Here is a 24,823-nt window from a genome sequence, read left to right as displayed (position 1 = left end):
ATTACCACGTAGTGCCGATGTTGAACTGGAACTGCTCTGACTTATCGCCGTCATACTTATCCAACGGATTCGCGTAGGAGAAGACCAGCGGCCCCAGCGGGGACATCCACTGAAGCGCCACGCCGGCGGAAGTACGTATATTGCTTGGGTCGCTGTAGTCTGGAACGCCGTTAGCCTTGGTGGCCGCCGTATCCTTCCAGTTGGTATCCCACACCGTACCGGCGTCGAAGAAAATCGAGGTCCGCAGCGAGTTAGCGTACTTGTCGTCAACCAGCGGCGTCGGGAAAATCAGCTCAACGCTGGCAACGCCCATGGCGTTACCGCCGACGGCGTCGTCACTGTGCTCCAATCTACAACCTGACAGAGAATTTGGTGTCGAGCAATCGCGAAGATAAACGGCCTTAGGACCGATGTTGTTCGACTGGAAGCCGCGCACCGTACCGGAACCACCCGCATAGAAGTTGTCGTAGAACGGCATCTCTTTACCGCCCAGACCGTCGCCGTAGCCGGCGCGCAGGCGACCTAACATCACCCACTTGTCTTTGCTGTCGATCGGATAGTAAGAGGCGCTGTCAAACGTCAGCTTGTAGTATTCGTTGTCGGAACCAGGGATCGTCACCTTGCCGTTCAGGCCGGCGCGAGAACCCGACGTTGGGAAGTAGCCGCGGTTCAGGCTGTTGTAGTTCCAGCCTGCGGACAGGAAGAAGTCGTAGGCCTTGTAGTCGGCCTTCTCGTTCAGCGCCGGTTTTTCTCCGACCGACTCAAGATAGCGCCACATGGCGAGCTGGGGCTGCATTTCGGACAGGTCGTTGCTGACGAAGTCCAGGCCGAAGCGCAGCGCGTTGTTTTCGTTGATCGGGAAGCCCAGCGTCGTGCCTACGCCGAAGCTGTCTTTGCTATAGTCGGACAGGTCCGCGTCGTCTGCGCTGAACTGATCGAAGAAGACTCTGCCGCCGAGGCTCACGCCGTCAACGGTGAAATAGGGTTCGGTAACGGACAGTTCTACGTAGGTCCGGTAGTCGTTTTTGGTACCGTTGATACCGACGCTCTTACCCGTACCCATCCAGTTTTCCTGCTGCAGGCCAACCTGGAAGCTCACGCCGCTTTCGGTACCGAAGCCAACGCCGAAGTTAAAGGTACCGGTGTTGCGCTCTTTCACCTTATAAACAACGTCAACTTGGTCAGGAGATCCCGGCACGCGTTCGGTTTCTACGTCGACGGTTTCAAAGTAGCCGAGGCGGTTTAAGCGCTCTTTGCCCTGCTCAACCAGATCGTTGCCAAGCCAGGCTCCTTCCATCTGGCGCATTTCGCGGCGCAGTACGGAGTCTTTGCTGACGTCGTTGCCTTCAAAACGAATGCGGCGCACGTAGAAGCGGTTGCCGGCGTCCACGCTGATGTGCAGCTTCACGGTGCGGTCTGCGTCGTTGATTTCAGGCTGCGTCGCCACGCGCGGATAGGCGTAGCCGTAGCGGCCCAGCAGCTTTTTAATGCTGTCTTCGACCTGCGTCACCTTGCTGCCGTTGTACAGTTCGCCCGGCTCAACCTTGGCGAGGTCTTCAATCGCCGCGCCGTGACCGGCCAGGTTGCCTCTCACCTCAACGCCGGAAAGCTTGTACTGCTGCCCTTCGGTGATGTTGATAGTGATATAGATGCTTTTCTTGTCCGGCGTCAGGCTGACGTTGGTAGAGTCGATGTTGAAGCGGGCATAGCCGCGATCCAGATAGAAGCTGCGAAGCGCTTCAAGGTCACCGGACAGCTTTTGCTTCTGGTAGTTGCGATCGCCCACCACGTTCCACCACGGTACCTGGTCGCGCAGCTGGAAGCGGCTGACCAGCTCTTCGTTGGAGAACGCGTGGTTGCCGACGATATTGATCTGTTGAATAGAGGCGGATTCACCTTCGGAGAACACCAGCTTCAGGTCGACGCGGTTACGCGGCAGCGGCGTGACGATAGCCTTTACCGACGCGTTGTATTTACCGACGCTGTAGTAGAAGTCCTCCAGCCCTTTCTCCATGGAGCTCAGGGTGGTTCTGTCCAGCGCTTCACCGACGCGAACGCCGGAGGCTTCCAGATTCTCCTTCAGCGCGTCGTCTTTCACCGCCTTATTGCCGGAGAAAGTCACGCTGGCGATAGTCGGGCGTTCCTTAACCTGAACAATCAGCGCGTTGCCGTCTCGCAGCACCCTGACGTCTTCGAAGTTACCGGAAGCAAACAGCGCCCGGATGGTATTACCGATATCCGCATCGCTGACCGTGTCGCCTACGCGAACGGGCATGTTCAACAGCGCAGCGCCCGTGGCTACGCGCTGTAATCCTTCAAAACGAATGTCCTGTACGACAAACGAATCGGCACCGTATGCGGTGGCGCTGCCAAACAGCAGCGAGGCTAAAAGCAACTTTTTCATCGCCATCGTTATTATCTGTTCATCCTAACCAAATTCTCTAGCCGTAAAAGCGCGAGAAGTCATTGAAAAGCGCAAGTCCCATCAACAGTACCAATAAGATTGCCCCAACCCGATAACTATAGTCCTGAACTTGCTCAGACACCGGTTTACCCGTTACCTTTTCTACCGCCAGAAAGGCCAAATGGCCACCGTCCAACACCGGCAGAGGGAACAGGTTAATTATGCCTAAGTTTACGCTAATTATCGCTAAAAACATCAGATAATAAACCAGTCCATAGCTGGCGGCTACGCCGGCTCCCTGAGCAATTGATATCGGGCCGCTCAGGTTTTTCAACTTCACGTCGCCCGTTATCAGTTTTACTATCATTTTGGCAGTGAGCTTGGTCAACTGCCAGGTTTCGCTTGCTGCCTGATAAACCGCTGAAAATACGTTGTATTGGCGGGTTATTTGATACTCTTCCGGCAGCGGTATGACTTTAGGTGAAATACCGGCAAACCCGATTTTCGAACCATCATCAAGCGTCTTGACGTCCGGCGTCATCACGATCGTCTGGTTTTCGCCGGCGCGCGAAACGACCAACTCAATAGGTTGGCCGGGGCTGCTCTGCCACAGCTTAACGAAGTCCTGCCACTGGCCGACGTCTTTCCCGTTAACCTTCAACAGCCGATCGCCCTGCTTCAGCCCTGCCCTCTGCGCCGCTGAATCCGGCTGGACGACGTCCAGCACCGGCTCAACCTGCGGCATTTTAGGCATAAAGCCCAGCGTTTGTATCGGACTCTCCTTCTCCGGATCGAACACCCAGTTGGAAATATCCAGCGTCTTTTTCTGCTCAACCGAAGACCCAAACGGGGCCACGGTCACCTCAATCTGCTTATCGCCAATCTGTCCTAAAAGCGCCATACGAACGGCGCTCCAATCAGGCGTTTCGATACCCGCAACGGACTTTAGTTCCATGCCGGCGGAAATATTCGCTTTTGCAGCAATAGATTGGGGAGTAATGTCGCCGATAACCGGGCGCAGCGTCGGCACGCCGATAATGAAAACCAGCCAGTAGGCAAAAACGGCAAACAGGAAGTTAGCCAAAGGGCCTGCCGCGATAATCGCCGCACGCTGCCCGACGGTTTTATTGTTAAACGCCTGTGAGCGAAGGTGTGGCTCAACCTCTTCCGCACGCTCATCAAGCATTTTGACATAGCCGCCGAGAGGAATGGCGGCGATAACGAATTCGGTGCCTTTCTTATCGGTTCTGCGCCACAGCGCTTTGCCAAAACCGATAGAAAAACGAATAACCTTGACTCCACAGCGGCGCGCCACCCAAAAATGGCCAAACTCATGCACCGTGACTAGAAGCCCCAGCGCAATGATAAAGACCACTATGGTGTGAATTGTACTCATCAGCCCGCCTTAGAAAATAAGAAAAATCAGACAGGCAAATACCGGAATAGCCGCCGTCAAACTGTCAATTCGGTCAAGCACGCCGCCGTGGCCAGGAATAAGCTGGCTGCTGTCCTTTATGCCCGATTCGCGCTTAAACATGCTTTCCGTTAAATCGCCCAGCACCGATGCTAACACAGCCAATACCGAACAGATGAGAAGCGTATTTAAAGAAATATGTAAAGGTACGAAAAGACTAAACAGCCAGGCGATAAGCGCAGAGGTTACCAGCCCGCCGATAAGCCCCTCAAGGGTTTTACCGGGCGAGACCTTAGGCGCCAGCTTATGCTTGCCGAACAGGCGTCCAAACGCATAGGCGCCGGAATCCGCGCCCCAGACCAGCACCATCACGTACAGCAGCCACCACGCGCCGGTATAGGCGTTTTCCTGCAGGCCGTGCTGGCGAAGCGCAATCATGCCGAAAAAGAACGGAACGATCGTCAACACGCCAAACATCAGGCGCAGCAGCGGAGATTTCTGCCAAAAGCGCGCCGATGACGGATAGCTAAGCACCATAAGCAGCGCCAACGCCCACCATCCTAACGAGGCCAGCAGAAACGCATCGACGACGGGATTCGCTAACGGCGGCATGCCGGAGGCGTAAACCGGCCAGTAGAGCGCCCCAAGGCCGATGCCGCAAAGCACGGCCAAAGGAATGCGAAAAGCGGCGGTTTTAAAACCGAGAAACTGTCCCCACTCCCAGGCGGCCAGCATGCATACCGCAATAATAACGATAGCAAAGGGCAGCGGCGGCAGCATAAACAGCGCGGCAATAACCAACGGAATAAGAATCAGCGCAGTAATGATGCGTGACTTCAGCACGAGTGCCTCCTAGATTTCCTTACAACTCGCGGGTTCAGTCCCACCAAAACGACGCTCACGCTGTGCAAACGCATTAAGCGCACCTTCAAAAACAAGTTCATCAAAGTCGGGCCAAAGCACTTCGGTAAAGTACAGTTCCGCATAGGCGATTTGCCACAGCAGGAAGTTGCTTATCCGATGCTCTCCCCCGGTTCTTATCACTAAATCGACCGGCGCCAGATCGCGAAGGTTCACGTACTGGCCAATCGCCTGCTCGCTGATGTCTTCCGGCTTCAGCTCACCTTCGGCGACCTTTCTGGCCAGCGTCTGGCACGCCTGAGTGATGTCCCAACGTCCGCCGTAGTTAGCGGCGATGTTCAGCGTCAGACCGGTATTGTTTTCCGTCAACGTCTGCGCCTTGTGGATCTTGGCGCGCAGGCGATCGCTAAAGCGCGTAATGTCGCCAATCACCCGCAGGCGCACGTTATGCTTGTGCAGACTTGGCGCTTCTTTATCCAACGCTCGCCCAAACAGTTCCATCAGCGCGGACACTTCCTGCGCGGGGCGGTTCCAGTTCTCGCTGCTGAAAGCATAGAGCGTCAGAGCCTGAATGCCCCGGCTTACGGCAAAACTGACGGCCCGACGCACCGCTTTAGCCCCTTCCTGGTGGCCGAAAACGCGCAGTTTCCCTAATTGCTTAGCCCAACGGCCGTTGCCATCCATAATAATAGCAACGTGGCGCGGAACAGAGGCTTGATTGTTATCGTTCTGCTGTTTAACGGGCGACATAACCAGTTAGCATTCCTAAATAATTAATAGAACAACAGCAAAAAACTACCGTTCTTCTTACGCAAAAAAGCCGTGAACACCGCACGGCTCGTGAAACCAGTTCAAGCACGCTTTCTCTTTTCCGGATCCGAAGAGCTGATAGCTTGGACAGTTATCATGGCGCAAACTATACCATTTCACCCTGATACGAACAAATCTGCCGTGATTAACCGCACAGCGATGAAATGACATCATCAGCTCGTTCCCGGGCCCAGGCGTCAATAAACAAGACCTCGTCGACGCTCTGAGGTTCCCTGTGGCATAGGGAATCGAGCGTCAAATGATTCACTTTTGCGATATCGGTGAAGGCGATCCGCTGCTGCAAAAACGCCTCCACGCTGCGCTCGTTCGCGGCGTTTAGCGCGGTCGTCGCCGCCTGCCCTGCGAGGCTGGCGTCCATCGCCAGCTTCAGGCACGGGTAGCGCGCAAAGTCGGGCTGCTCAAACGTTAACGCCCCAAGGCGACAAAAATCAAGGTGCTGCGCGCCGGAAGAAATGCGTTCCGGGTAGGCCATTGCGTGCGCAATCGGCGTTTTCATATCCGGCGAACCGAGCTGCGCGAGAATGCTGCCGTCCTGATAGCGCACCATCGAATGGATCACCGACTGGGGGTGCAGCAGCACCTCCATCTGCTCAACGGATGCATTGAACAGCCAGCGGGCCTCTATATACTCCAGCCCTTTATTCATCATGGTTGCTGAATCTACGGAGATTTTTCTTCCCATCGACCAGTTGGGGTGGGCGCAGGCCTGATCCGGAGACATTGACGCCAACTGCTCTATCGGCGTCGTTCTGAAAGGGCCTCCGGACCCGGTAAGAATAATGCTGACTACGCCGTTGTCCTTCAGCGACGCGCAGCCTAAAGCGTGCTGCACCGCAGGCGGCATGCTTTGGAAAATCGCGTTGTGCTCGCTGTCGATCGGCAACAGCTGGGCGCCATACTGCGTGACGGCATCCATAAACAACCGACCGCAGGTCACCAGCGACTCTTTATTAGCCAACAGAACCTGCTTGCCGGCCCGGATGGCCGCAAGCGTAGGCAAAAGCCCCGCTGCGCCGACGATAGCCGCCATCACCTGAGAGACTTCCGGCGCCGACGACAGTTCGCAGGCGGCATTATGCCCGCTCAGCACTTCGGTTGAGAGCCCCTCCTCCTTCAGGCGCGCCCGAAGCGTAGAGGCCGAACGCTCGTCGGCCATGGCGGCGTATTGAGGGCGAAACTCGCGGCACTGCGCCAGCATCGCGTCCACATTACGTCCGGCGACCAGCGCATAAACGCAAAACCGTTCGGGATTCTCTCTGATCACCGCCAGCGTGCTGTGCCCGATAGACCCCGTCGAACCAAGTATCGTTATTTTTTTCATCAGGTTATTACTACTATTCACGACATTTCTCACAGAGCGCGTCTGTAAAAAGAATGGCACATTTAAGATTTATGACAAACCATCTTAATTAGCTACAGCGGATATTCCGGCCGAAAATACAACTTACTCATATTGCCATCGTGCTCGGCCGGAAGGGCGCTTGTATTAACTTTGGGAGTACGGCGGGCCTAGCCCTCCTAGGGGCTGTTATGAAGCCCTTCGGGCTTCACTCTAAAGGGCCAGCGCAAGCGCTGTTCAAACCGGCTTTGCCGGTTTGTCGTTGGCTTACGCCAAGTCGCCCCCAACGGACAACGCCTTTAGGCGTTGAACAACACGAAGTGTTGGCCCGTAGGGCAAGCGACGCGAGTAGCCCTCTCCCGCCGTTTGACCCCGTCAGTTTAATTCAAAACCTTTGCTAGCGAACTTATATACTACTTTTTTCTTACACCGGAAATCACGATACCCCAGAAAACTCCCGGTTACCCGTATTTTCAACGAGTTAAAAAAGAAAAACCCGGCCGTAGGTCAAACGCCACCACCGGGTTTTCTTTATTAGCCAGAAGCGAAATCAGAACGCCATCAGTTCGGCTTCTTTCTCCGCCAGCGACTCATCAATCTTCTTGATGTAACCGTCGGTCAGCTTCTGGATTTCATCCTGCGCTTTGCGCTCTTCGTCTTCGCCGATTTCTTTATCTTTCAGCAGCGCCTTGATCTTGTCGTTCGCGTCGCGGCGAACGTTGCGTACGGAAACGCGGCCCTGTTCGGCTTCGTTGCGTACGACTTTGGTCAGATCCTTACGGCGTTCTTCCGTCAACGGCGGCAGCGGAACGCGGATGGTCGTACCGGCGGAAGACGGGTTGAGGCCCAGATCGGAAGCCATGATCGCTTTTTCTACGGCCGGAGACAGACTGCGGTCAAATACGGTAATAGCCAAAGTGCGGGAATCTTCCGTCACCACGTTCGCCAGCTGGCGAAGCGGAGTCGCAGAACCGTAGTATTCAACCATAATACCGTCCAGCAGGCTCGGATGAGCGCGGCCGGTGCGTACCTTGCTGATGTGCGTTTTGAACATGTCTACGCACTTTTCCATGCGCTCTTTTGCATCTTTTTTAATTTCGTTAATCACGTTGCCAACCTTTCAATGTGAATAATAGTGGGAACCGCGCTTAATGCAGGGTCCGTAAAATTATGCGCATACGCGTCGAGGCGATTATGATGTGGCCTGCGCGCAGATTAGGGTTCCTTCCGGCTCGCCCATGACCACGCGACGCAGCGCGCCGGGCTTGTTCATGTTGAACACGCGGATAGGGAGACCGTGATCGCGCGCCAACGTAAAGGCCGCGAGGTCCATCACCTTCAATTCACGCTCTAAAACGTCCTGATAGTTCAGGGTTTCATACAGCGTCGCATCCGGATTTTTTACCGGATCGTCAGAGAAAACGCCATCAACTTTTGTCGCTTTCAGCACAACGTCGGCTTCGATTTCGATGCCGCGCAGGCAGGCAGCGGAGTCCGTCGTAAAGAACGGGTTGCCGGTGCCGGCGGAGAAAATCACTACGCGACCGTGGCGCAGCAGGCTGATAGCTTCGGCCCAGCTGTAGTCGTCGCAGACGCCGTTTAGCGGAATGGCGGACATCAGGCGGGCGTTCACATAGGCACGATGAAGCGCATCGCGCATGGCCAGGCCGTTCATTACGGTCGCCAGCATCCCCATGTGGTCGCCCACTACGCGGTTCATGCCGGCCTTAGCCAGCCCCGCGCCGCGAAACAGGTTACCGCCGCCAATCACAACGCCGACCTGGACGCCCAACTCAATCAATTCCTTAATCTCTTGAGCCATGCGGTCAAGGACGCTGGCGTCAATACCGAAACCTTCAGAGCCCTGTAGGGCCTCGCCGCTGAGTTTAAGCAGGATTCTTTGATATGCGGGTTTTGCGTTGGTTGCCATGGTTTGATTTCCTAAGTCGGCAGAGAGTTGTCGTCGGTTTATATCCTAACTACTTAAAAAAACGGACCGATACGACTATCGATCCGTTTTTTCATCAAGAGAAGATTACTTAGCCATCGCAGCAACTTCTGCCGCAAAGTCTACTTCTACTTTCTCGATGCCTTCACCCACTTCAAAGCGGATGAACTGAGCTACGCCAGCCTTGCGCTCTTTGAGCAGGTCGCCGACGGTTTTGCTCGGCTCCATAACGAAAGCCTGACCGGTCAGAGAGATCTCGCCAGTGAACTTACGCATACGGCCTTCAACCATCTTCTCGGCGATTTCGCGCGGCTTGCCGGACTGCATCGCGATGTCGATTTGGATTTCGTGCTCGCGGGCAACGACTTCAGCCGGAACGTCGTCCGGAGAGACGAACTCAGGCTTGCTTGCAGCGATGTGCATTGCGATGTGCTTAACCAGCTCATCGTCAGCCGCGCCGGTTGCAGCAACCAGAACGCCGATACGAGCGCCGTGCATGTATGCGCCCAGCTTTTCGCCTTCCAGGAAGACGACGCGACGGATATTGATGTTTTCACCAATCTTCGCCACCAGCGCGGTGCGGGTTTCTTCAAACTTGGCTTTCAGCGCTTCAACATCGGTGATGTTTTCAGCCAGCGCAGCGTCGATAGCACCGTTTGCAAAGGCCAGGAAGCCAGCGTCTTTAGCAACGAAGTCGGTTTCGCAGTTAGCTTCCAGAATCACGCCGCGCTTACCGTCGGCTGCGATTTTGGTCAGGATAACGCCTTCAGCGGCCACGCGACCGGCTTTCTTAGCCGCTTTCGCCTGACCAGACTTACGCATGTTGTCGATAGCCAGCTCGATGTCGCCGTTAGCTTCAACCAGCGCTTTTTTACATTCCATCATACCGGCGCCGGTACGGTCGCGAAGTTCTTTTACTAGAGCTGCAGTAATTTCAGCCATTCTCTTTAATCCTCGGTTATTCTTTGTCGGACGTTTTGTAATAAACAAGTTATCTACAAGCAAATAGGGGGCCTATTCAGGCCCCCTAACCAACATAATTAATACCTGGTTAATAAGGGCTCTCTACGGAGCACGCCTTATTACTCCGCTTCGATGAAGCTTTCTTCTACGGCCTGAACGCCCTGAGCTGAACGAGCTTCACGAACGGTTTCTGCAACAGCGCCAAGGTACAGCTGTACTGCGCGGATAGCATCGTCGTTACCAGGGATAACGAAGTCAACGCCGTCCGGATCGGAGTTGGTATCAACTACCGCAAATACCGGGATACCCAGGTTGTTTGCTTCTTTGATAGCGATGTGCTCGTGGTCGGCGTCGATGACGAAAATCGCATCAGGCAGGCCGCCCATCTCTTTGATACCACCCAGGCTGTTCTCCAGCTTGTCCATTTCGCGAGTGCGCATCAGCGCCTCTTTCTTGGTCAGCTTGTCGAACGTACCGTCCTGTGCCTGAACTTCTAATTCTTTTAAACGCTTGATTGACTGACGAACGGTTTTCCAGTTAGTCAGCATGCCACCTAACCAACGGTGGTTAACGTAGAATTGGTTGCAGCTTTTAGCGGCTTCTTTTACTGGCTCACACGCTGCGCGCTTGGTACCAACAAACAGGATCTTGCCCTTGTGGGAAGCGATCTTGTTTAACTCAGCCAAAGCTTCGTTGAACATCGGTACGGTTTTTTCAAGGTTGATGATATGCACTTTGTTACGAGCACCGAAGATGAACGGCTTCATTTTCGGGTTCCAGTAACGGGTCTGGTGACCAAAGTGTACGCCAGCCTTGAGCATGTCGCGCATAGATACAGTTGCCATTATTACCTCTATAGTAAAGTTTGGGGTTATGCCTCCACGCATCCCATAACGCCGACCCTGGAGCGAATAACGCTTCAAGGCACCCCGCCGCATGTGCCGATACGTGTGTGTTATAACGTTAAGTAAAAGTGAATGAAAATACCGTACTGCATTTCATAAAAAACAAGACGGATTTCCGGCGCGCTTTATACCATAAAAGCACCACTAAACGCCACTACTTATTCTTAGGCTGTGTCCCGCAATTGTACGTGGTGGCGACGCTGAGCCAAAAGGGCGTTATCAAGGCGGAGCGCGAAGAGCATAGTGGGCCTATGCTCAAGTGCGACAACGCAGAGAACGCCCTTTTGGCACGCGTCCCGAAGGGCTGGGGTCCTTTTTACGCAGCGCTGCGTTACTCGCGGCTTATTTGGGCCCACCAAACCTCGCCCCTCGCGCCTTGCTCTGCGTAAAAATGACCTCCAGCGCCATCCGCGTACAATTGCGGGACACAGCCTGATGCACGTTGGCGGGCGAATAGCGGAAAAACGCCCCGCGGCGCGCCCTGTGTTCACGCCGCGGTCGTTAACGAAAGTTTAGCACTCCCGCAGGATTTCCCCATCCTGATAAACCCAGCGGCCGTTGACCATGGTTCTCACCACTTTGCCGGTCATGTGCATGCCGCTGAACGGGCAGGACTTTCCGCGCGTCAGCAGCGCGTCGGGGTCGACAACCCATTTAGCCTTCGGGTCGATAAGCACCAGATCCGCCAGGCCGCCGACGCTTAAGTGTCCCCTGTCTTTCCAGTCAAACGCCGCCGCCGGGCCTGACGTCATCTTGGCGATAAGATCCTGCACGCTCCACTGCCCGGTCTCGACAAAACGGCTGTGCAGTACGCTGAACGCCGTTTCAAAGCCGGCAAAGCCGCAGGGCGCCTCGTTAAACTCACAGTCCTTTTCTTCGTACGCGTGGGGCGCATGATCGGTGGCGATGGCGTCCAGCGTGCCGTCCTTCAGCCCTTCCAACAGCGCTTCGATGTGCTCGTTGGTACGAAGCGGCGGATTGACCTTAAACGCCGAGTCGAACGATTCGATGCTCTTGTCCACCAGGCACAGGTGGTGCGGCGTCACTTCGGCGGTCACCTTGATGCCCTTGGCCTTGGCGGCGCGAATCAGCTCTACCGCGCCTTTACTGCTGACGTGAGCGATGTGGATATGGCCGCCGGTCATTTCCGCCAGCATCAGCTCGCGGGAGACGGCAATGTTTTCCGCCTCGGCCGGGCGCCCTTTCAGGCCCAGCTTGGCCGATACGCAGCCTTCGTGCATAACGCCGTCCGCTACCAGGCAGCAGTCTTCCGAGTGGGAAATGACCGGCAGGTCGAACATGCTGGCGTACTCCAGCGCGGCGCGCATCAGGCGGCCGTCGTCCACGTAGTAGCCGTCGTCGGAGAGCGCCCGCACGCCGGCCTGCGCCATGTCGCCAATCTCGGCCAGCTCTTTGCCTTCCAGCCCCTTAGTCACTGCGCCGGTAATCTCGACCCGCACCAGCGCGTCGCGGCGAATTTTATTTTTCATGCCCTCGACGATAATGGCCTGATCGATAACCGGACGCGTATTGGCCATGGTCAAAATCGTGGTATAGCCGCCGGCGGCAGCTGACGCCGTACCGGTCAGCAGGTCTTCTTTCGCCTCCTGACCGGGCTCGCGTAGGTGGCAGTGGATGTCAATAAACCCTGGGCTTACGATAAGCCCCGCAGCATTGATAAGCTCGTCTCCCGCCTCGGGCTTTAACCCCTTGCCGACCTGCGCAACGGAGCCGTTCACAACGCGAACGTCAAACGCGCCGTCCAAACCGTTTGCCGGATCGATCAGGTGACCGTTTTGAATTAACCACTGTGACATTACGCGCATTCCTCATCGGCTAAAGTTAAAGACAGTACCGCCATTCTGACCGCCACCCCGTTATTGACCTGCTCTTCAATGGCGGAAAAGCGGCCGTAGGCGACGTCGGGCGAGATTTCCAACCCGCGGTTCATCGGGCCAGGGTGCATCACCAGAACGTTCTTTTTTGCAAGCTTCAGGCGTTCGTCGTTGATGCCGAAGATGCGGGCGTATTCGCGAGGCGTAGGGAACAGCCCCCGCTTCTGGCGCTCAAGCTGAATGCGCAACACGTTCACTACGTCGGCGTCGGCAATGGCGTCCTCAACCCGATGGTGGATAGTCACCCCCATATCGACCATCTCTTTGGGAATAAGCGTCTTCGGGCCGCCGAGGTGCACTTCCGCCCCCATTTTCAATAATCCCCAGACGTTGGAACGAGCCACCCGGCTGTGCAGAATGTCGCCGATGATAGCCACCTTTTTGCCCGCAATCTCGCCGTGATGCTGGCGAATAGTCAGCAGGTCCAGCAGCCCCTGCGTTGGGTGTTCGTGAGCGCCGTCTCCGGCATTAATCACCACCGCCTTCACGTAGCGGGTCGCATACTGCGCTGCGCCTTCAGCGCTGTGGCGCATTACGATGGCGTCTATGCCCATCGCCTGTACCGTCAACAGCGTATCGCGCAGGCTCTCTCCCTTAGCCACGCTCGACGTCGACGCTGCGATGTTAATGACGTCCGCTCCCAGGTATTTCCCCGCCAGCTCGAAGGATGAACGGGTGCGGGTGCTGTTTTCAAAGAAGACGTTAACGATTGCTTTTCCGCGCAAAACGGAAAGTTTCTTGTTTTTTTGACGGCCCACCATTTTTTTCATTTCTTCCGCGGTGGTCAGCACGCGTTCGATGTCGGCGGGCGACATGTGTTCCAACCCCAGTATATGTTGGCCTCGCATTCTTTTTTCTGCTCCCCTGTTGTTGAAGTCCAGACGAAAAAAAACCCCTAATCAACGGCCCGTAGGCATATGATTAGGGGTTGATATCAACCGCTTTGTCTATGTGTATCTTCATCCGTCGTCTTAACCTTTTCTTTTTCGTTAAGTGGCGTTTGTATACGTTTTTAGGTTAAGCCCTCAAGGGCATTATAACCTGCGCACAAACCTTCTTAATTTACCAGACAAAACGCTTTCGTCAATCTTATTTGTGGAAAAAGGTCGACATTTTTACAATGCAAGCGGTCGATAAATTTGAAGCGTTCCCGGCAATAAATTTGGCTCTCTTTCGCAGGGCTGATACCATAGCGGGATCTTGTATTGATAATCGTTGTCAATACCCCTTGAAGTATGACGGGTATATTCGCGGCGATTCAACATGGACTCTGCTTTATGGCTATATCAATAAAAACTCCCGAAGACATCGCAAAAATGCGCGTAGCCGGCCGCCTGGCCGCCGAAGTGCTGGAAATGATCGAGCCTTTTGTAAAGCCCGGCGTCACAACCGGCGAGCTGGACAGAATTTGCCACGACTACATCACCAATACGCAGCAGGCGATTTCCGCCTGTCTGGGATATCACGGCTTTCCCAAGTCGGTTTGTATCTCCATCAACGAGGTGGTTTGTCACGGCATCCCCAGCGATGACAAAAAGCTAAAGGACGGCGATATCGTCAACATCGACGTGACCGTCATTAAGGACGGCTTCCACGGCGATACGTCCAAAATGTATACCGTCGGCCAACCGACCATCCTGGGCGATCGCCTGTGCAAAGTAACGCAGGAAAGCCTCTATCTGGCGCTGAGGATGGTGAAGCCAGGCATTCGCCTGCGCACGCTGGGCAAGGCGATTCAAAAATATGTTGAGTCACAGGGCTTTTCGGTCGTTCGCGAATACTGCGGCCACGGCATCGGCGAAGGCTTCCACGAAGAGCCGCAGGTGCTGCACTATGACGCAGACGACGGCGGCGTGGTGCTGCAAAAGGGCATGACCTTCACCATCGAGCCGATGGTCAACGCCGGCGACTACCACATCCGCACCATGAAGGACGGCTGGACGGTAAAAACCAAAGATCGCAGCCTCTCCGCGCAGTATGAACACATGATCGCCGTTACCGACGACGGCTGTGAAATCCTCACCCTGCGCAAAGACGACACCATTGAGGCGATTCTGACGCCCGCCGAGTAATTCTCGCTATGCGCCGGGAGCTTAGGCTTCCGGCGTCTTTTCTTTATTTATCCTGCGACGGTAGATTTCATAAGCGGCCAACCCTGCCAGCACGGCGATTGCGCCTCCATACAGCGCCCACTCCGCTCGCTCAAATTCCCCCATATAAACACCCGGCGCCATAATGGCGCTAACGTTGGAAAGAATAATCGCCCCAACCACTGCGCCACTGACTAAAAACGCCGACAGGCGATTTTTGGGTATGATGGAGCCACTCTCGAAATGAGGCTTCGTTTTAAATAAATAGAACGCGACGGCCAGAAGGATGCAGGGCAAGGCCATAGAAACCTGAGTCAGCGTATCAATCAGATAGTGATGCTGCTCTCGCGATGCGTTCATCACAACTAACACCAACAGGCACTGTACCCACATCGCTTTCGCCGATACTCCCGCCGTGTTTGTTGACTTAGAGGTTTCCTGAACGCCCCTCATCAACAGCCTCAGAGGCGCATGAATCAAGATTGATAACGCCGCCGTCGCGGCCAGAAACAGGAGAAGCTCTGAAATACGCAGCAATCCGTCACCTATGGCCGCAGCGGTGTCGGAGGATAGATGCAGGACCTTAGCCCATGAGACGCCCAGATCTTTCGTTAACTCAAAAATACTCGCAACCCAATATCTGTCGGCTATGGGCTGGGTGTTCCATATCAATACGCTTGCTGCGTAACCGGCAACAATCGCAACGACCGCCAGCGTCAGCTTTTTCTTAAACCTGTTGCCCACGTTTTTAGCACTATTGGCTAATCCGCCCGCCGCGCTAATACAGCAATAGGCAAAAACAATCTGCGCCACCAGCTGAGCGGAGAGTTCTTTTTTACGCTCTGCGTCAAGCCTGGAACTCAGCTCAAAGGGAAAATAGCTTGCCTGAACGGTTGGAGCGTCAATCGCCGGGGCATTGGCTAAAAAAAATGAAGGCAAACAGGCTAACAGCAGCATCAATATAAAACCAATGAGCGCCGCTGCGCCTACCGTGATAATGACAGATAAACGGCTGTGCCATTTAATGGCGATAGCGGTCGCCATTGCCGCAACAATAGTCGTTAAACTGCCTAGCAGCCAGGTATCGAACTGGTATAGCGAAGAGGGATCGCCACCGCAAATAAAGAACGACAGATCGTACACCACGTAAGAAACATAGTTCCCCATTACGATGATGCAGGATAAATACCAGACGAATAAGCCGACAAACGCCAGCCTGGCCCCGAGATAGCGACTCATCCAAGCGTAAATTCCGCCGCCTTGGCGACGAAGATCTACGCCTATTTCAGTCATTATCAGTACCAATGGAATAAAGAATACCAACGCAAAAATCATATATAGCGGCACTGCGCCATATCCCACGGCGCGAACGGCCAATGAACTCTGGGAAAAGTCAAAAGACAGCAAAAGAGCGATCAAGACAAGCGGCGCGGCGCCTGCTCTATTGTTTATCAACACGATAACTTAATCTATTCAGATGAAAAATAATTGCCAGTGTAATTAATCAAGGCTGGCGGTAACAAGAAAAATATCGGCAAAGGCCGCCAGTCCCCCTAGTACGTTTCTCCTTTACCCTTTTATCCATCTGGCGATTTCCCTCATTTGCAGGTAGCTTAAGAGCACTTTGCCGTTTTACTTTTGGCCCAAAGGTAACCGCCGCTATGTCCGAACGTTCTGTGCCCAAAAAGCCCTGCGATCCCTCCTGCTTTAGCCAGGATGAGCTCAACCTCCCCTTTCTTCGGCGAGCGCTTGACGACTTTCAGCTTTGGCTACGCCAGACGTTTGAAGCGGAGTGTGCGGTTGAGGAACTGCTCAAGGCGCGTTCGGACTACCTAGACCACCTGCTCCAGCGGCTGTGGCTGGCGCACGGTTTTATCTCTCCCGCGTCCAAAGGCTTTGCCAACCGCAGCGGTCTGGCGCTGATCGCCGTTGGCGGATACGGGCGGGGGGAGCTCCACCCGCTGTCGGACGTCGACATTCTGGTTTTGAGCAGCGAGCCGCTAAACGAAGAACAGTCTCAAAAAGTCGGCGAAATCATTACCCTGCTGTGGGACCTGAAGCTTGAAGTCGGGCACAGCGTAAGAAGCCTTTCCCAGTGTCTGGAGGAGTGCATAGCCGACCTGACGGTCGCCACCAACCTGATTGAGTCCCGACTTATCTGCGGCGACGTGGCGCTGTTTTTAACGCTGCAAAAGCACGTTTTCAGCCAGGAAATCTGGCCCTCAGAGACCTTCTTTCACGCCAAGTGCGAGGAGCAGGAAGAGCGGCATCGTCGCTATCACGGCACCAGCTACAACCTTGAGCCGGACATTAAAGCCGGCCCCGGCGGCCTGCGCGATATTCACACTCTGCTGTGGGTCGCCCGCCGCCACTTTGGCGCCACGTCGCTTGATGAAATGGTCAGCTTCGGCTTTTTGACGCCGGCGGAGTGCGCCGAGCTCGATGAGTGCCAGACCTTCCTGTGGCGCATTCGCTTTGCGCTGCACCTGACGCTTTCCCGCTACGATAACCGCCTGCTGTTTGACCGCCAGCTCAGCGTCGCTACGCTTTTAGGCTACCGGGGCGAGGGCAATCAGCCCATCGAGCGGATGATGAAGGACTATTTCCGCGTCACCCGTCGCGTCACCGAACTCAACCATATGCTGCTTCAGCTGTTCGACGAGGCCATTCTGGCGCTGTCGCCGATGGACAAGCCGCAGATTTTAGACGAGCGCTTCCAGCTGCGCGGCCAGCTTATCGATCTCCGAGATCCCAACCTGTTTATCGAACAACCGGAAACCATCATCGACCTGTTTTATCGACTGGCGACCAATGCCGACATCAAGGGCATCTACTCCACCACTCTGCGTCACCTGCGCTACGCCCGCCGCCACCTGAAACAGCCGCTGTGCCAGCTGCCGCAGGCGCGCCAGCTGTTTATGGCCATTTTACGCCACCCCGGCGCGGTTAAGCGCGCCATCGTGCCGATGCACCGCCACAGCGTGCTGGCGGCCTACATGCCGGAATGGGGCAACATCGTCGGCCAAATGCAGTTCGATCTGTTCCACGTCTATACCGTCGATGAACACACTATTCGCGTACTGCTCAAGCTTGAAAGCTTCGCCGATGAGCAAACCCGCCAAGCGCACCCGCTGTGCGTAGAGCTATACCCTAAGCTGCCAAAACAGTCGCTGCTGCTAATGGCCGCCCTGTTCCACGACATCGCCAAAGGGCGCGGCGGCGACCACTCCGAGCTTGGCGCAGAAGACGCCAGAGACTTCGCCCTGCTGCACGACCTTAACGCCAATGAAGCCGCGCTGGTAAGCTGGCTGGTCAAACAGCACCTTTTGATGTCGGTCACCGCGCAAAGGCGCGATATTCAGGATCCGGAAGTTATCCAGCAGTTCGCTGCCGAAGTGAAGAGCGAAACTCGGCTGCACTACCTTATCTGTCTGACCGTCGCCGATATCTGCGCCACCAACGAACCGCTGTGGAACAGCTGGAAGCAGAGCCTGCTGCGCGAGCTTTATTTCGCCACCGAAAGGCAGCTCAAGCGCGGCATGCACTACCGGCCGGATCTTCGCGAACGGGTTCGCCACAACAAGGCGCAGGCGCTGGCCCTGCTGCGTAGAGAAAATATCGACGAAACGGTGCTGCACCCGCTGTGGAACCGCTGCCGGGCCGACTACTTCCTGCGCCACTCTCCGCTACAGCTGGCCTGGCACGCCCGACATCTGGTGGAACATAAAGAGGACAAGCCGCTGGTGCTGATAAGCCCGCTGCCCAATCGGGGCGGGACGGAGATTTTTATCTACAGTTCCGATCGCCCCTATCTGTTTGCCACCGCGGCAGGCGAGCTGGACAGGCGAAACCTCAACATTCACGACGCGCAGATTTTCACTAACCGCGACCGAATGGCGATGGACAGCTTTATCGTACTGGAGCCCGACGGCAGCCCGCTGTCCCCCGATCGCCACCGTGAAATTCGCGAAGGGCTTGAAAGAGCGCTGGTCCAGCCGGTTTACGAGCGCCCTAAGCCCCGGCCGCTGTCGTCAAAGCTGCGCCACTTTAACGTGCCGACTCACGTCAACTTCCTGCACGGCCACAGCGATCGCCGAACCTATATGGAGCTGACGGCGCTGGATCGCCCCGGCCTGCTGGCGCGCGTGGGCGAGGTTTTTGCCGATCTGGGGCTTTCTTTGCACAGCGCGCGCATCTCGACTATCGGCGAGCGGGTAGAAGACCTCTTTATTCTTACCAACGCCGAGCGGGCCGCTCTGCCTGCCGAAATGTGCGAAGTTTTGAAACAAAGGTTGACAGAAACCCTGAGTCCAAAGGATAAATATGGGCCCGGCTAAGATCGGGATATCTCTTTTAAACACACGACATCAGGAAATAAGATGCAACAGTTACAAGCCGTGATTGAAAGCGCCTTTGAGCGCCGCGCAGACATCACTCCTACCTCCGCGGACACCGTGCTTCGCGAAGCCGTCAGCGCCACTATTGCCAAGCTCGACAGCGGCGAGCTTCGCGTTGCCGAGAAGATTAACGGCCAGTGGGTCACCCATCAGTGGCTGAAAAAGGCCGTTCTGCTCTCGTTTCGCATTAACGACAACGTCGTTATGGACGGCGCAGAAAGCCGCTACTACGACAAAGTGCCGATGAAGTTCGCCGACTACGACGCGGCTCGTTTCCAACGTGAAGGCTTTCGCGTCGTTCCTCCCGCCAGCGTGCGCCAGGGCGCCTTTATCGCCCGCAACACCGTGCTGATGCCCTCTTACGTCAACATCGGCGCTTACGTTGATGAAGGCACGATGGTCGACACCTGGGCCACCGTGGGCTCATGCGCGCAAATCGGTAAGAACGTTCACCTGTCCGGCGGCGTCGGCATCGGCGGCGTGCTGGAACCGTTACAGGCCAATCCGACCATCATCGAAGACAACTGCTTTATCGGCGCACGCTCTGAAGTGGTCGAAGGCGTGATCGTGGAAGAAGGTTCGGTGATTTCCATGGGCGTTTACATCGGTCAAAGCACCCGCATTTATGACCGCGAAACCGGTGAAGTTCACTATGGCCGCGTCCCTGCGGGCTCCGTCGTCGTCTCCGGCAACCTGCCGTCCAAAGACGGAAAGTACAGCCTGTACTGCGCCGTCATCGTCAAGAAGGTCGACGCCAAAACCCGCGGCAAAGTCGGCATCAATGAGCTGCTGCGCACCATTGATTAATCCCTTCTGACCTTATTGCCACTCGCTGGCATTCACGATGTTCCGGCCGTTTTCGGCCGGGAGATCTGGTTTATTTCAACTAATAGTTTAATATGACACAATAACGCCGTAAGCGCGAAGATTGTGCCAACTTCGATAGCAATTAAATTACTGCTGTTCTGTTATACTTTCTACCAAGCTTTTGAAATCATTTTTCTGAGGTTTTTTTCTTATATTCCTTTATCATTTCTTCATTGAATTTTTTCACTATAAATTTCATTTGCTGTTCACGTTCTGAGTCTATGAAGCTCCATTGTTTAAAGCTCCAGTAATAATTAATAAAATCTCTTTTATCATGTTCTCTAGAGCTTTCTTTAGTCCACACGCTTATATCAATATGCGGTCCTCTTATTTGACACATCATATTAACCCAAAAAACATCTTTCACAAGCCATAACGTATATGAAACGCTAAGGTAGCTTTCTTCTGAGTGCGCAGGACATACGTAACTATATTCGACTATATCATATACTATCACTTCAATTTTATATTTTTCAGCATTATGAGTGAGTTCATTAGCTGACCACCAGATAGTTAACCTCATCCCACACTCAATAAATGCCACAAAGAAAAAAAATGAAAATAATACGGCCTTTGTTTTTCTACTCATTCTTCTATTTCCCTTCAATACTCAAACTAAAGAAAACGCCAGCCGCTTTATTAAGTGCCATAAGAAAAATACCGTAGTTTTCTTTATCTCCTTCAGATAGCTACAAGTATAATTTCGATAAGTGAGGGGAATATGAAGTTGTAACGTTCTATGTCATCCTCAGATCAATATCATCAATTTATTGATGATAAAATAAGTAATACCAAGAGTAATCACCGATCTCTATTTCTTCCAAAATCTGGATACCGAACACCGCATTATTGCTTCACTTCACATTACCTTCACTTCAGAAATACGCTTAATTCCATCCCCCTACGACGTAATGTCTCCCCAAAACGCAATCGCCTTTGGCTCTTCCGGCGTATGAAAAAACTTCGGCAGCGGGAGACCAAACTCTGCCGCAAGGTAAGACGCCAGGTCATAGCCGTAATAGATAATGTCGGTCTGATGGATGGAAAATACCGGGTTCCCTGTCTCGCAGGGCGAATCGGGAAGATAGCGATGGGAATAGACGGGGATCATCGTCGGGTAGTCAGCAAAAGCGCGCTCAACGCACGCCCTGCGTTCAGAAGAGGTGGAGGGTTCATCTCCCCAACCGTCAAACCAAAAGCCGTTGTTTTCTACGTCAAACAGGAATCCCTCTAAAGGTGCCTTCATTCGCCCAAAGAGGCGGCGCTGCGCGCGTGACGAATGTAGCCCCTCTCGCCAGTCGACAAACCCCTCCGATATCGGCAGCGCGTTTTGCAACAGCGCTTTAAGATCGGGAGGAAAGCGGAAGTTAAAAAGGCGCTCAACCGCCCCCGCTTCCTCTTCATTCAGTCCTTCGGCAAAACGAAGGCCTTTTCCCCTAAGCAGGTTGGTCAGAAGGTTAGCCCATGTTTCATATTGAAAAGACACTCCTTTTCTCCCATAACGTTACACCCTTCACGAACTGAACTTTTTCAGCCCGTTTTCAGACAAGCCATAAACTGCGGACGTTTGCCCTTGCTATAATAATAGGCGGTGGCCCATCGGCATAATACAAATCAGGAAGGTACTTTTTATGTACGATAATCTCGTTAGCCTTGGAATCAGCAATCCTAAACAGATCGATCGCTACAGCCTGCGCCAGGAAGCGAGCAACGACATCCTTAAGATCTACTTTCGTAAAGAAAAGGGAGAGTTTTTCGCTAAAAGCGTCAAGTTCAAGTTTCCCCGCCAGAGAAAGACGATCCTTGCCAATCCGGGCGCGGAAAAGTCCTACAAAGAGGTGCACGAGATAAGCCCAAACCTTCGCTACCTCATAGAGGAACTCGACGGTATCTGCAAAGGCGAACAGGTGGAAATCGATCTGAAGCAGAAGATTTTGTCTGACCTTCGCCATTTGGAACAGGTCGTGACCCATAAGATCGCGGAAATTGAAGCCGACCTGGAAAAACTGACCTCAAAAACAAAATAGGCGCACTTTGCCATTTTCCTTTCAGGCCAGCGGCGGCCTGAAAGGCATCTGCTTTCTGACTACCAAGTTTTTCCTATCTTAAACTCCCAGCGCACCTCTTCCATCTTGGCCGGGCCGTCAGCGTCCTGTAAAACGGGGAAAAACGCGCCGGCCCCAATCCACATGTTCAGCGGGTCAATCGCCACGTTAGCCGAAGGGCCAATCACCCACTCCGTCGTCCCTGCATGGTTATTAAACGTGCGGGAACCCACCCGCCTATCGCCGGACTCGGTTTTTGAAAACGCGCTTTCAATGCCGACGTCAACCTGCGGGTCGACGAACATATAGCGCAGCTGCATGTTCCACTGATACTCGTTGCCGCGCTTGACGTTCTGATTGCCTCGCTCGAACGGCCCCTGCATGACGAAGTCCATATCCCCTTTCCACTGAGGCGTAAAAAGCTTTGTCAGGTGTATGGAAGCCCGGCCGCCCCAGGCCTCGTTGCCCGGCAGGTGGTTATCGCCGCTCTGCCCGGTAGGCAACAGCGCGGCCGCGCCGAAGGTAAGCCAGAACGGATCTCCCTGTCTCTGGCTTAGCAAAGCGTAGCTGAATCCGAGCGACTGATCGCCCATCCCTTCGATGTACTCCGGGCTCATGCCGTCCCGGCGGTTGTTGACGTAGGAACCCACGGTGCTGATTTCTAAACGATCGGTAAGCCCATAGCGCACTTTGAGTAGCCAAATCTGAGAGAAGACGTCAGGATTGCCCTTTCCCTCAACCTGGTGAGTCTTATCTCGAAAAGAGGCGTTTACCGCCGTCAGCAGCATACCGTCAGGCAACACCTGTGCACCGGAGATCGCCGTATTTACCGGCGCACCGAGCAAAGGGCTAGGCCTTTCCTGCGCCTGGGCGGTTGAAAAAGAAACGGCGCCGACGGCAATCCCGGCCCAAAAAAACGAACTCCCCTTTTTTTTCATCGCTATTCTCCTGAAAGCCCATCGCTCTGCGGATACGCTGAAATCATAGAAGAACAACACATTATCAACGTGTTGCACCGAATTTTCTTTACCGTCGCCAACATACTACCGGCCGTAATGAAATAATATGTTACATATTGAAATTATTTTTAAAGAGTGAGCGACTTCTCATCTTGCGATGAAAATGGAATGAAATTTCATTACGTTACGAATGGAAAACGGGAGAAATGAAAAACCCGCGCTTTTTAGACGCGGGCTTTTAAAACGAAGGAGGCAAGCTTTAGCCGTTGATAAGCGCTGCCCAACTGCGGATCCACGGTTCGGCAAATTCTTCAGGTTCGGAAATTTCGCTGCTGTCGATAATCAGCACTTCTCCCACCCGCTTCGCCTCCTGATCCTGCAACAGAGCGTCGAACTTCTTGCCGGCGCCGCTGAAGTTTTCATAGTTGCTGTCGCCTAACGCAATCACGCCGTAGCGCAGCGACGGCTGATGCCCTAGGCTGTCTTTAATATCGTAAAACAGCGGTTCTATGCTATCCGGCAAATCCCCTTGCCCGGTGGTCGACGTCACGACTAAAACGACGTCTCGCTCGTAGGCCTGCCACTCTTCGAGCGTCCCTTCATCGAACACCGTCGCGTCGTGCCCGGCTTCTTGCAGCAGCGCCTGCGCTTTTTCCGCCACCATCTGGGCGTTGCCGTACACCGTCCCAACAAAAATGCCTATCTTTGCCATCGCGCACTCTCTTATTTTATCGTCCGTTAATCGATGGGATTATCCTGATTCATCGGGAAGGCAAATTCAACCCCATGAGCTTCAGGGCATTCCTCCGGCCAGCTAAAAGCGTTCATTACGCCCTGCCAAGGTAAATCCCACGGTGCAGAAATCAGTAAAGGCTGCCCCGTAACCGGATGCGTTAACGCAAGGTGGCTGGCGTGCAGCATCAGGCGCGGGCAGTTAAAGTGAGCAGCGACAGCTCGATTGTGGCGAAGATCGCCGTAAGAGCTATCGCCGACGATCGGATGGGATAAATGACTCATGTGGCGACGCAGCTGGTGCTTGCGCCCCGTTTCCGGGCGAAGTTCTACCAGGCTGTATCGCGCCGTTTGGTAAGGGCCGACGGCAACGGGGACTTCTATTGTCGCCAAACCGCGATAGTGGCTGACGGCGTCCTGCGCGTCTTTATTGCGATCGGCAAACTTATCGGCGATCTTGTCCAACTGTTCGACTAACGCATAGTCTATCTTACCGCTCCCCTCCACGTAGCCGCGCACAACGGCGTGATAAACCTTGTGCACCTGATGACGCTCAAACTGCTGCGCCATCATGCGGGCGACGTCGCTTGAGAGCGCCATCAGCAGCACGCCCGACGTCGGCCTGTCTAGGCGGTGTACGGTAAACACGTGTTGGCCAATCTGGTCGCGAACGGTCTGCATCACGACGACTTTCTCATTCCTGTCCAACCAGCTTCTGTGCACCAGCCATCCCGATGGCTTATTTACCGCCACCAGATGCTCATCCTGATAGAGAATATCCAACATTTAGGCGCCGCCTGCGCTTAGCGCGCCGTCAATTTTGGCTAATGCCTCCAGCAGGGGCCGAAGCTCATCCTGACGCTCGCTAAAGGCTTCTTCATAGTAGGGCGTGATGGCGATGCGCGTCGGTAAAGGGCGATGGCTCTCCAAAAGAGCGCCCATGCGGGGTATAAAAACCCACTGTAGCCACTCCTGTGGCGACATCGTGTCAATGCAAAAGGGCTCTTGGCTGTCAAAGGCTTCCAGCGCGGGCGGCAGCTCAGACCATAGCCCGTTTGCATGCATAAAAAGCTCTACGTCGGACAGCAACTGCCATATCTGCTTTTCTAAACTCATTGCGTTCTCTTATCAAAAAACGGTCATCGCTCATGGCCAAAGCGACGGCCAGAACCC

Annotated in this window: 22 protein-coding genes; 4 read left to right on the top strand and 18 right to left on the bottom strand. The window is 54.3% G+C overall.

Translation table 11 applies throughout. From position 1 onward, the window contains the following. Window position 1: 1 nt before the first annotated feature. The 11 genes from bamA to V8L73_RS03790 form a co-directional block, all read right to left on the bottom strand. Window positions 2–2,410, bottom strand: coding sequence for an outer membrane protein assembly factor BamA (gene bamA / locus V8L73_RS03840; RefSeq protein ID WP_347254162.1), 2,409 nt, complete (start codon window positions 2,408–2,410; stop codon window positions 2–4). 31 nt (window positions 2,411–2,441) lie between these two features. Beyond that, entirely contained in the window at window positions 2,442–3,803 is a 1,362-nt protein-coding gene (gene rseP, locus V8L73_RS03835) for a sigma E protease regulator RseP (RefSeq protein WP_347254776.1), read from the bottom strand. Between the two features lie 6 nt (window positions 3,804–3,809). Beyond that, window positions 3,810–4,661, bottom strand: coding sequence for a phosphatidate cytidylyltransferase (gene cdsA, locus V8L73_RS03830; protein ID WP_027274252.1), 852 nt, complete (start codon window positions 4,659–4,661; stop codon window positions 3,810–3,812). 9 nt (window positions 4,662–4,670) lie between these two features. Beyond that, the gene (gene ispU, locus V8L73_RS03825; RefSeq protein ID WP_261831373.1) at window positions 4,671–5,429 is read right to left on the bottom strand and encodes a (2E,6E)-farnesyl-diphosphate-specific ditrans,polycis-undecaprenyl-diphosphate synthase; all 759 of its coding nucleotides are present in this window, start codon (window positions 5,427–5,429) and stop codon (window positions 4,671–4,673) included. A 205-nt stretch (window positions 5,430–5,634) separates the two neighbouring features. Beyond that, window positions 5,635–6,831 (bottom strand): 1-deoxy-D-xylulose-5-phosphate reductoisomerase, encoded by a 1,197-nt coding sequence (gene ispC, locus V8L73_RS03820; protein WP_027274254.1) that lies wholly within the window; start codon window positions 6,829–6,831, stop codon window positions 5,635–5,637. A 568-nt stretch (window positions 6,832–7,399) separates the two neighbouring features. Then, complete coding sequence (frr, locus tag V8L73_RS03815; protein WP_027274255.1) at window positions 7,400–7,957, bottom strand: ribosome recycling factor; 558 nt, start codon at window positions 7,955–7,957, stop codon at window positions 7,400–7,402. 84 nt (window positions 7,958–8,041) lie between these two features. Then, complete coding sequence (gene pyrH, locus V8L73_RS03810) at window positions 8,042–8,779, bottom strand: UMP kinase (RefSeq protein WP_027274256.1); 738 nt, start codon at window positions 8,777–8,779, stop codon at window positions 8,042–8,044. A 105-nt stretch (window positions 8,780–8,884) separates the two neighbouring features. Next, window positions 8,885–9,739, bottom strand: a complete 855-nt coding sequence (gene tsf / locus V8L73_RS03805) for a translation elongation factor Ts (protein WP_027274257.1) — start codon at window positions 9,737–9,739, stop codon at window positions 8,885–8,887. Between the two features lie 140 nt (window positions 9,740–9,879). Continuing rightward, entirely contained in the window at window positions 9,880–10,605 is a 726-nt protein-coding gene (gene rpsB, locus V8L73_RS03800) for a 30S ribosomal protein S2 (protein ID WP_027274258.1), read from the bottom strand. A gap of 572 nt (window positions 10,606–11,177) precedes the next feature. Next, window positions 11,178–12,482, bottom strand: a complete 1,305-nt coding sequence (locus V8L73_RS03795) for a dihydroorotase (RefSeq protein ID WP_347254161.1) — start codon at window positions 12,480–12,482, stop codon at window positions 11,178–11,180. Next, window positions 12,482–13,408 (bottom strand): aspartate carbamoyltransferase catalytic subunit, encoded by a 927-nt coding sequence (locus tag V8L73_RS03790; RefSeq protein WP_027274260.1) that lies wholly within the window; start codon window positions 13,406–13,408, stop codon window positions 12,482–12,484. The genes V8L73_RS03795 and V8L73_RS03790 overlap by 1 nt, the downstream gene beginning before the upstream one ends. 429 nt (window positions 13,409–13,837) lie before the next feature. On the opposite strand from V8L73_RS03790, the gene map reads away from it, so the two are divergent. Next, window positions 13,838–14,632, top strand: a complete 795-nt coding sequence (map, locus tag V8L73_RS03785) for a type I methionyl aminopeptidase (protein ID WP_027274261.1) — start codon at window positions 13,838–13,840, stop codon at window positions 14,630–14,632. Window positions 14,633–14,653: 21 nt separating this feature from the next. Here the strand turns inward: map and V8L73_RS03780 are convergent, their stop codons facing one another. After that, window positions 14,654–15,943: a hypothetical protein gene (locus tag V8L73_RS03780; RefSeq protein ID WP_347254160.1), complete on the bottom strand. Its 1,290-nt coding sequence runs from the start codon at window positions 15,941–15,943 to the stop codon at window positions 14,654–14,656. 368 nt (window positions 15,944–16,311) lie between these two features. Between V8L73_RS03780 and glnD the strand changes: the two genes are divergently transcribed. Both glnD and dapD read left to right on the top strand, forming a co-directional pair. Further along, window positions 16,312–18,987, top strand: a complete 2,676-nt coding sequence (gene glnD, locus V8L73_RS03775) for a bifunctional uridylyltransferase/uridylyl-removing protein GlnD (protein WP_347254159.1) — start codon at window positions 16,312–16,314, stop codon at window positions 18,985–18,987. Window positions 18,988–19,029: 42 nt separating this feature from the next. Then, window positions 19,030–19,854, top strand: a complete 825-nt coding sequence (gene dapD / locus V8L73_RS03770) for a 2,3,4,5-tetrahydropyridine-2,6-dicarboxylate N-succinyltransferase (protein ID WP_027274264.1) — start codon at window positions 19,030–19,032, stop codon at window positions 19,852–19,854. Between the two features lie 187 nt (window positions 19,855–20,041). Here the strand turns inward: dapD and V8L73_RS03765 are convergent, their stop codons facing one another. Both V8L73_RS03765 and V8L73_RS03760 read right to left on the bottom strand, forming a co-directional pair. Continuing rightward, complete coding sequence (locus V8L73_RS03765; RefSeq protein WP_347254158.1) at window positions 20,042–20,503, bottom strand: hypothetical protein; 462 nt, start codon at window positions 20,501–20,503, stop codon at window positions 20,042–20,044. Between the two features lie 312 nt (window positions 20,504–20,815). Next, a complete protein-coding gene (locus V8L73_RS03760; protein ID WP_261831378.1) occupies window positions 20,816–21,400 on the bottom strand; it encodes an SMI1/KNR4 family protein in 585 nt (194 codons plus the stop codon). Window positions 21,401–21,545: 145 nt separating this feature from the next. Between V8L73_RS03760 and V8L73_RS03755 the strand changes: the two genes are divergently transcribed. Continuing rightward, window positions 21,546–21,941 (top strand): DUF3461 family protein, encoded by a 396-nt coding sequence (locus tag V8L73_RS03755; RefSeq protein ID WP_261831379.1) that lies wholly within the window; start codon window positions 21,546–21,548, stop codon window positions 21,939–21,941. A 59-nt stretch (window positions 21,942–22,000) separates the two neighbouring features. On the opposite strand, the gene V8L73_RS03750 is transcribed toward V8L73_RS03755, so the two are convergent. From V8L73_RS03750 to V8L73_RS03735, 4 genes are all read right to left on the bottom strand, one after another. After that, entirely contained in the window at window positions 22,001–22,897 is an 897-nt protein-coding gene (locus V8L73_RS03750) for a transporter (RefSeq protein WP_347254157.1), read from the bottom strand. A gap of 280 nt (window positions 22,898–23,177) precedes the next feature. Continuing rightward, complete coding sequence (locus V8L73_RS03745) at window positions 23,178–23,630, bottom strand: flavodoxin (protein ID WP_027274268.1); 453 nt, start codon at window positions 23,628–23,630, stop codon at window positions 23,178–23,180. 26 nt (window positions 23,631–23,656) lie between these two features. Continuing rightward, the gene (truC, locus tag V8L73_RS03740; protein WP_261831381.1) at window positions 23,657–24,436 is read right to left on the bottom strand and encodes a tRNA pseudouridine(65) synthase TruC; all 780 of its coding nucleotides are present in this window, start codon (window positions 24,434–24,436) and stop codon (window positions 23,657–23,659) included. Next, window positions 24,437–24,766: a YqcC family protein gene (locus tag V8L73_RS03735; RefSeq protein ID WP_347254156.1), complete on the bottom strand. Its 330-nt coding sequence runs from the start codon at window positions 24,764–24,766 to the stop codon at window positions 24,437–24,439. Window positions 24,767–24,823 lie beyond the last annotated feature (57 nt).

The organism is Leminorella grimontii (assembly GCF_039789245.1).
Lineage (GTDB): Bacteria > Pseudomonadota > Gammaproteobacteria > Enterobacterales > Enterobacteriaceae > Leminorella > Leminorella grimontii.
Note: the sequence above shows the minus strand (reverse complement) of the source record. Positions and strands in the feature narration are given on the sequence as shown.

What these genes read in the sequence shown, in the direction of transcription:
- ispC (WP_027274254.1), bottom strand. Translation starts at nt 6,831, where the DNA reads ATGAAAAAAATAACGATACTTGGTTCGACGGGGTCTATCGGGCACAGC.
- tsf (WP_027274257.1), bottom strand. Translation starts at nt 9,739, where the DNA reads ATGGCTGAAATTACTGCAGCTCTAGTAAAAGAACTTCGCGACCGTACC.
- V8L73_RS03790 (WP_027274260.1), bottom strand. Translation starts at nt 13,408, where the DNA reads ATGCGAGGCCAACATATACTGGGGTTGGAACACATGTCGCCCGCCGAC.
- map (WP_027274261.1), top strand. Translation starts at nt 13,838, where the DNA reads ATGGCTATATCAATAAAAACTCCCGAAGACATCGCAAAAATGCGCGTA.
- V8L73_RS03745 (WP_027274268.1), bottom strand. Translation starts at nt 23,630, where the DNA reads ATGGCAAAGATAGGCATTTTTGTTGGGACGGTGTACGGCAACGCCCAG.
- V8L73_RS03795 (WP_347254161.1), bottom strand. Translation starts at nt 12,482, where the DNA reads ATGTCACAGTGGTTAATTCAAAACGGTCACCTGATCGATCCGGCAAAC.
- rpsB (WP_027274258.1), bottom strand. Translation starts at nt 10,605, where the DNA reads ATGGCAACTGTATCTATGCGCGACATGCTCAAGGCTGGCGTACACTTT.
- V8L73_RS03780 (WP_347254160.1), bottom strand. Translation starts at nt 15,943, where the DNA reads ATGACTGAAATAGGCGTAGATCTTCGTCGCCAAGGCGGCGGAATTTAC.
- V8L73_RS03765 (WP_347254158.1), bottom strand. Translation starts at nt 20,503, where the DNA reads ATGAGTAGAAAAACAAAGGCCGTATTATTTTCATTTTTTTTCTTTGTG.
- dapD (WP_027274264.1), top strand. Translation starts at nt 19,030, where the DNA reads ATGCAACAGTTACAAGCCGTGATTGAAAGCGCCTTTGAGCGCCGCGCA.
- glnD (WP_347254159.1), top strand. Translation starts at nt 16,312, where the DNA reads ATGTCCGAACGTTCTGTGCCCAAAAAGCCCTGCGATCCCTCCTGCTTT.
- V8L73_RS03755 (WP_261831379.1), top strand. Translation starts at nt 21,546, where the DNA reads ATGTACGATAATCTCGTTAGCCTTGGAATCAGCAATCCTAAACAGATC.
- ispU (WP_261831373.1), bottom strand. Translation starts at nt 5,429, where the DNA reads ATGTCGCCCGTTAAACAGCAGAACGATAACAATCAAGCCTCTGTTCCG.
- V8L73_RS03735 (WP_347254156.1), bottom strand. Translation starts at nt 24,766, where the DNA reads ATGAGTTTAGAAAAGCAGATATGGCAGTTGCTGTCCGACGTAGAGCTT.
- V8L73_RS03750 (WP_347254157.1), bottom strand. Translation starts at nt 22,897, where the DNA reads ATGAAAAAAAAGGGGAGTTCGTTTTTTTGGGCCGGGATTGCCGTCGGC.
- pyrH (WP_027274256.1), bottom strand. Translation starts at nt 8,779, where the DNA reads ATGGCAACCAACGCAAAACCCGCATATCAAAGAATCCTGCTTAAACTC.
- bamA (WP_347254162.1), bottom strand. Translation starts at nt 2,410, where the DNA reads ATGGCGATGAAAAAGTTGCTTTTAGCCTCGCTGCTGTTTGGCAGCGCC.
- truC (WP_261831381.1), bottom strand. Translation starts at nt 24,436, where the DNA reads ATGTTGGATATTCTCTATCAGGATGAGCATCTGGTGGCGGTAAATAAG.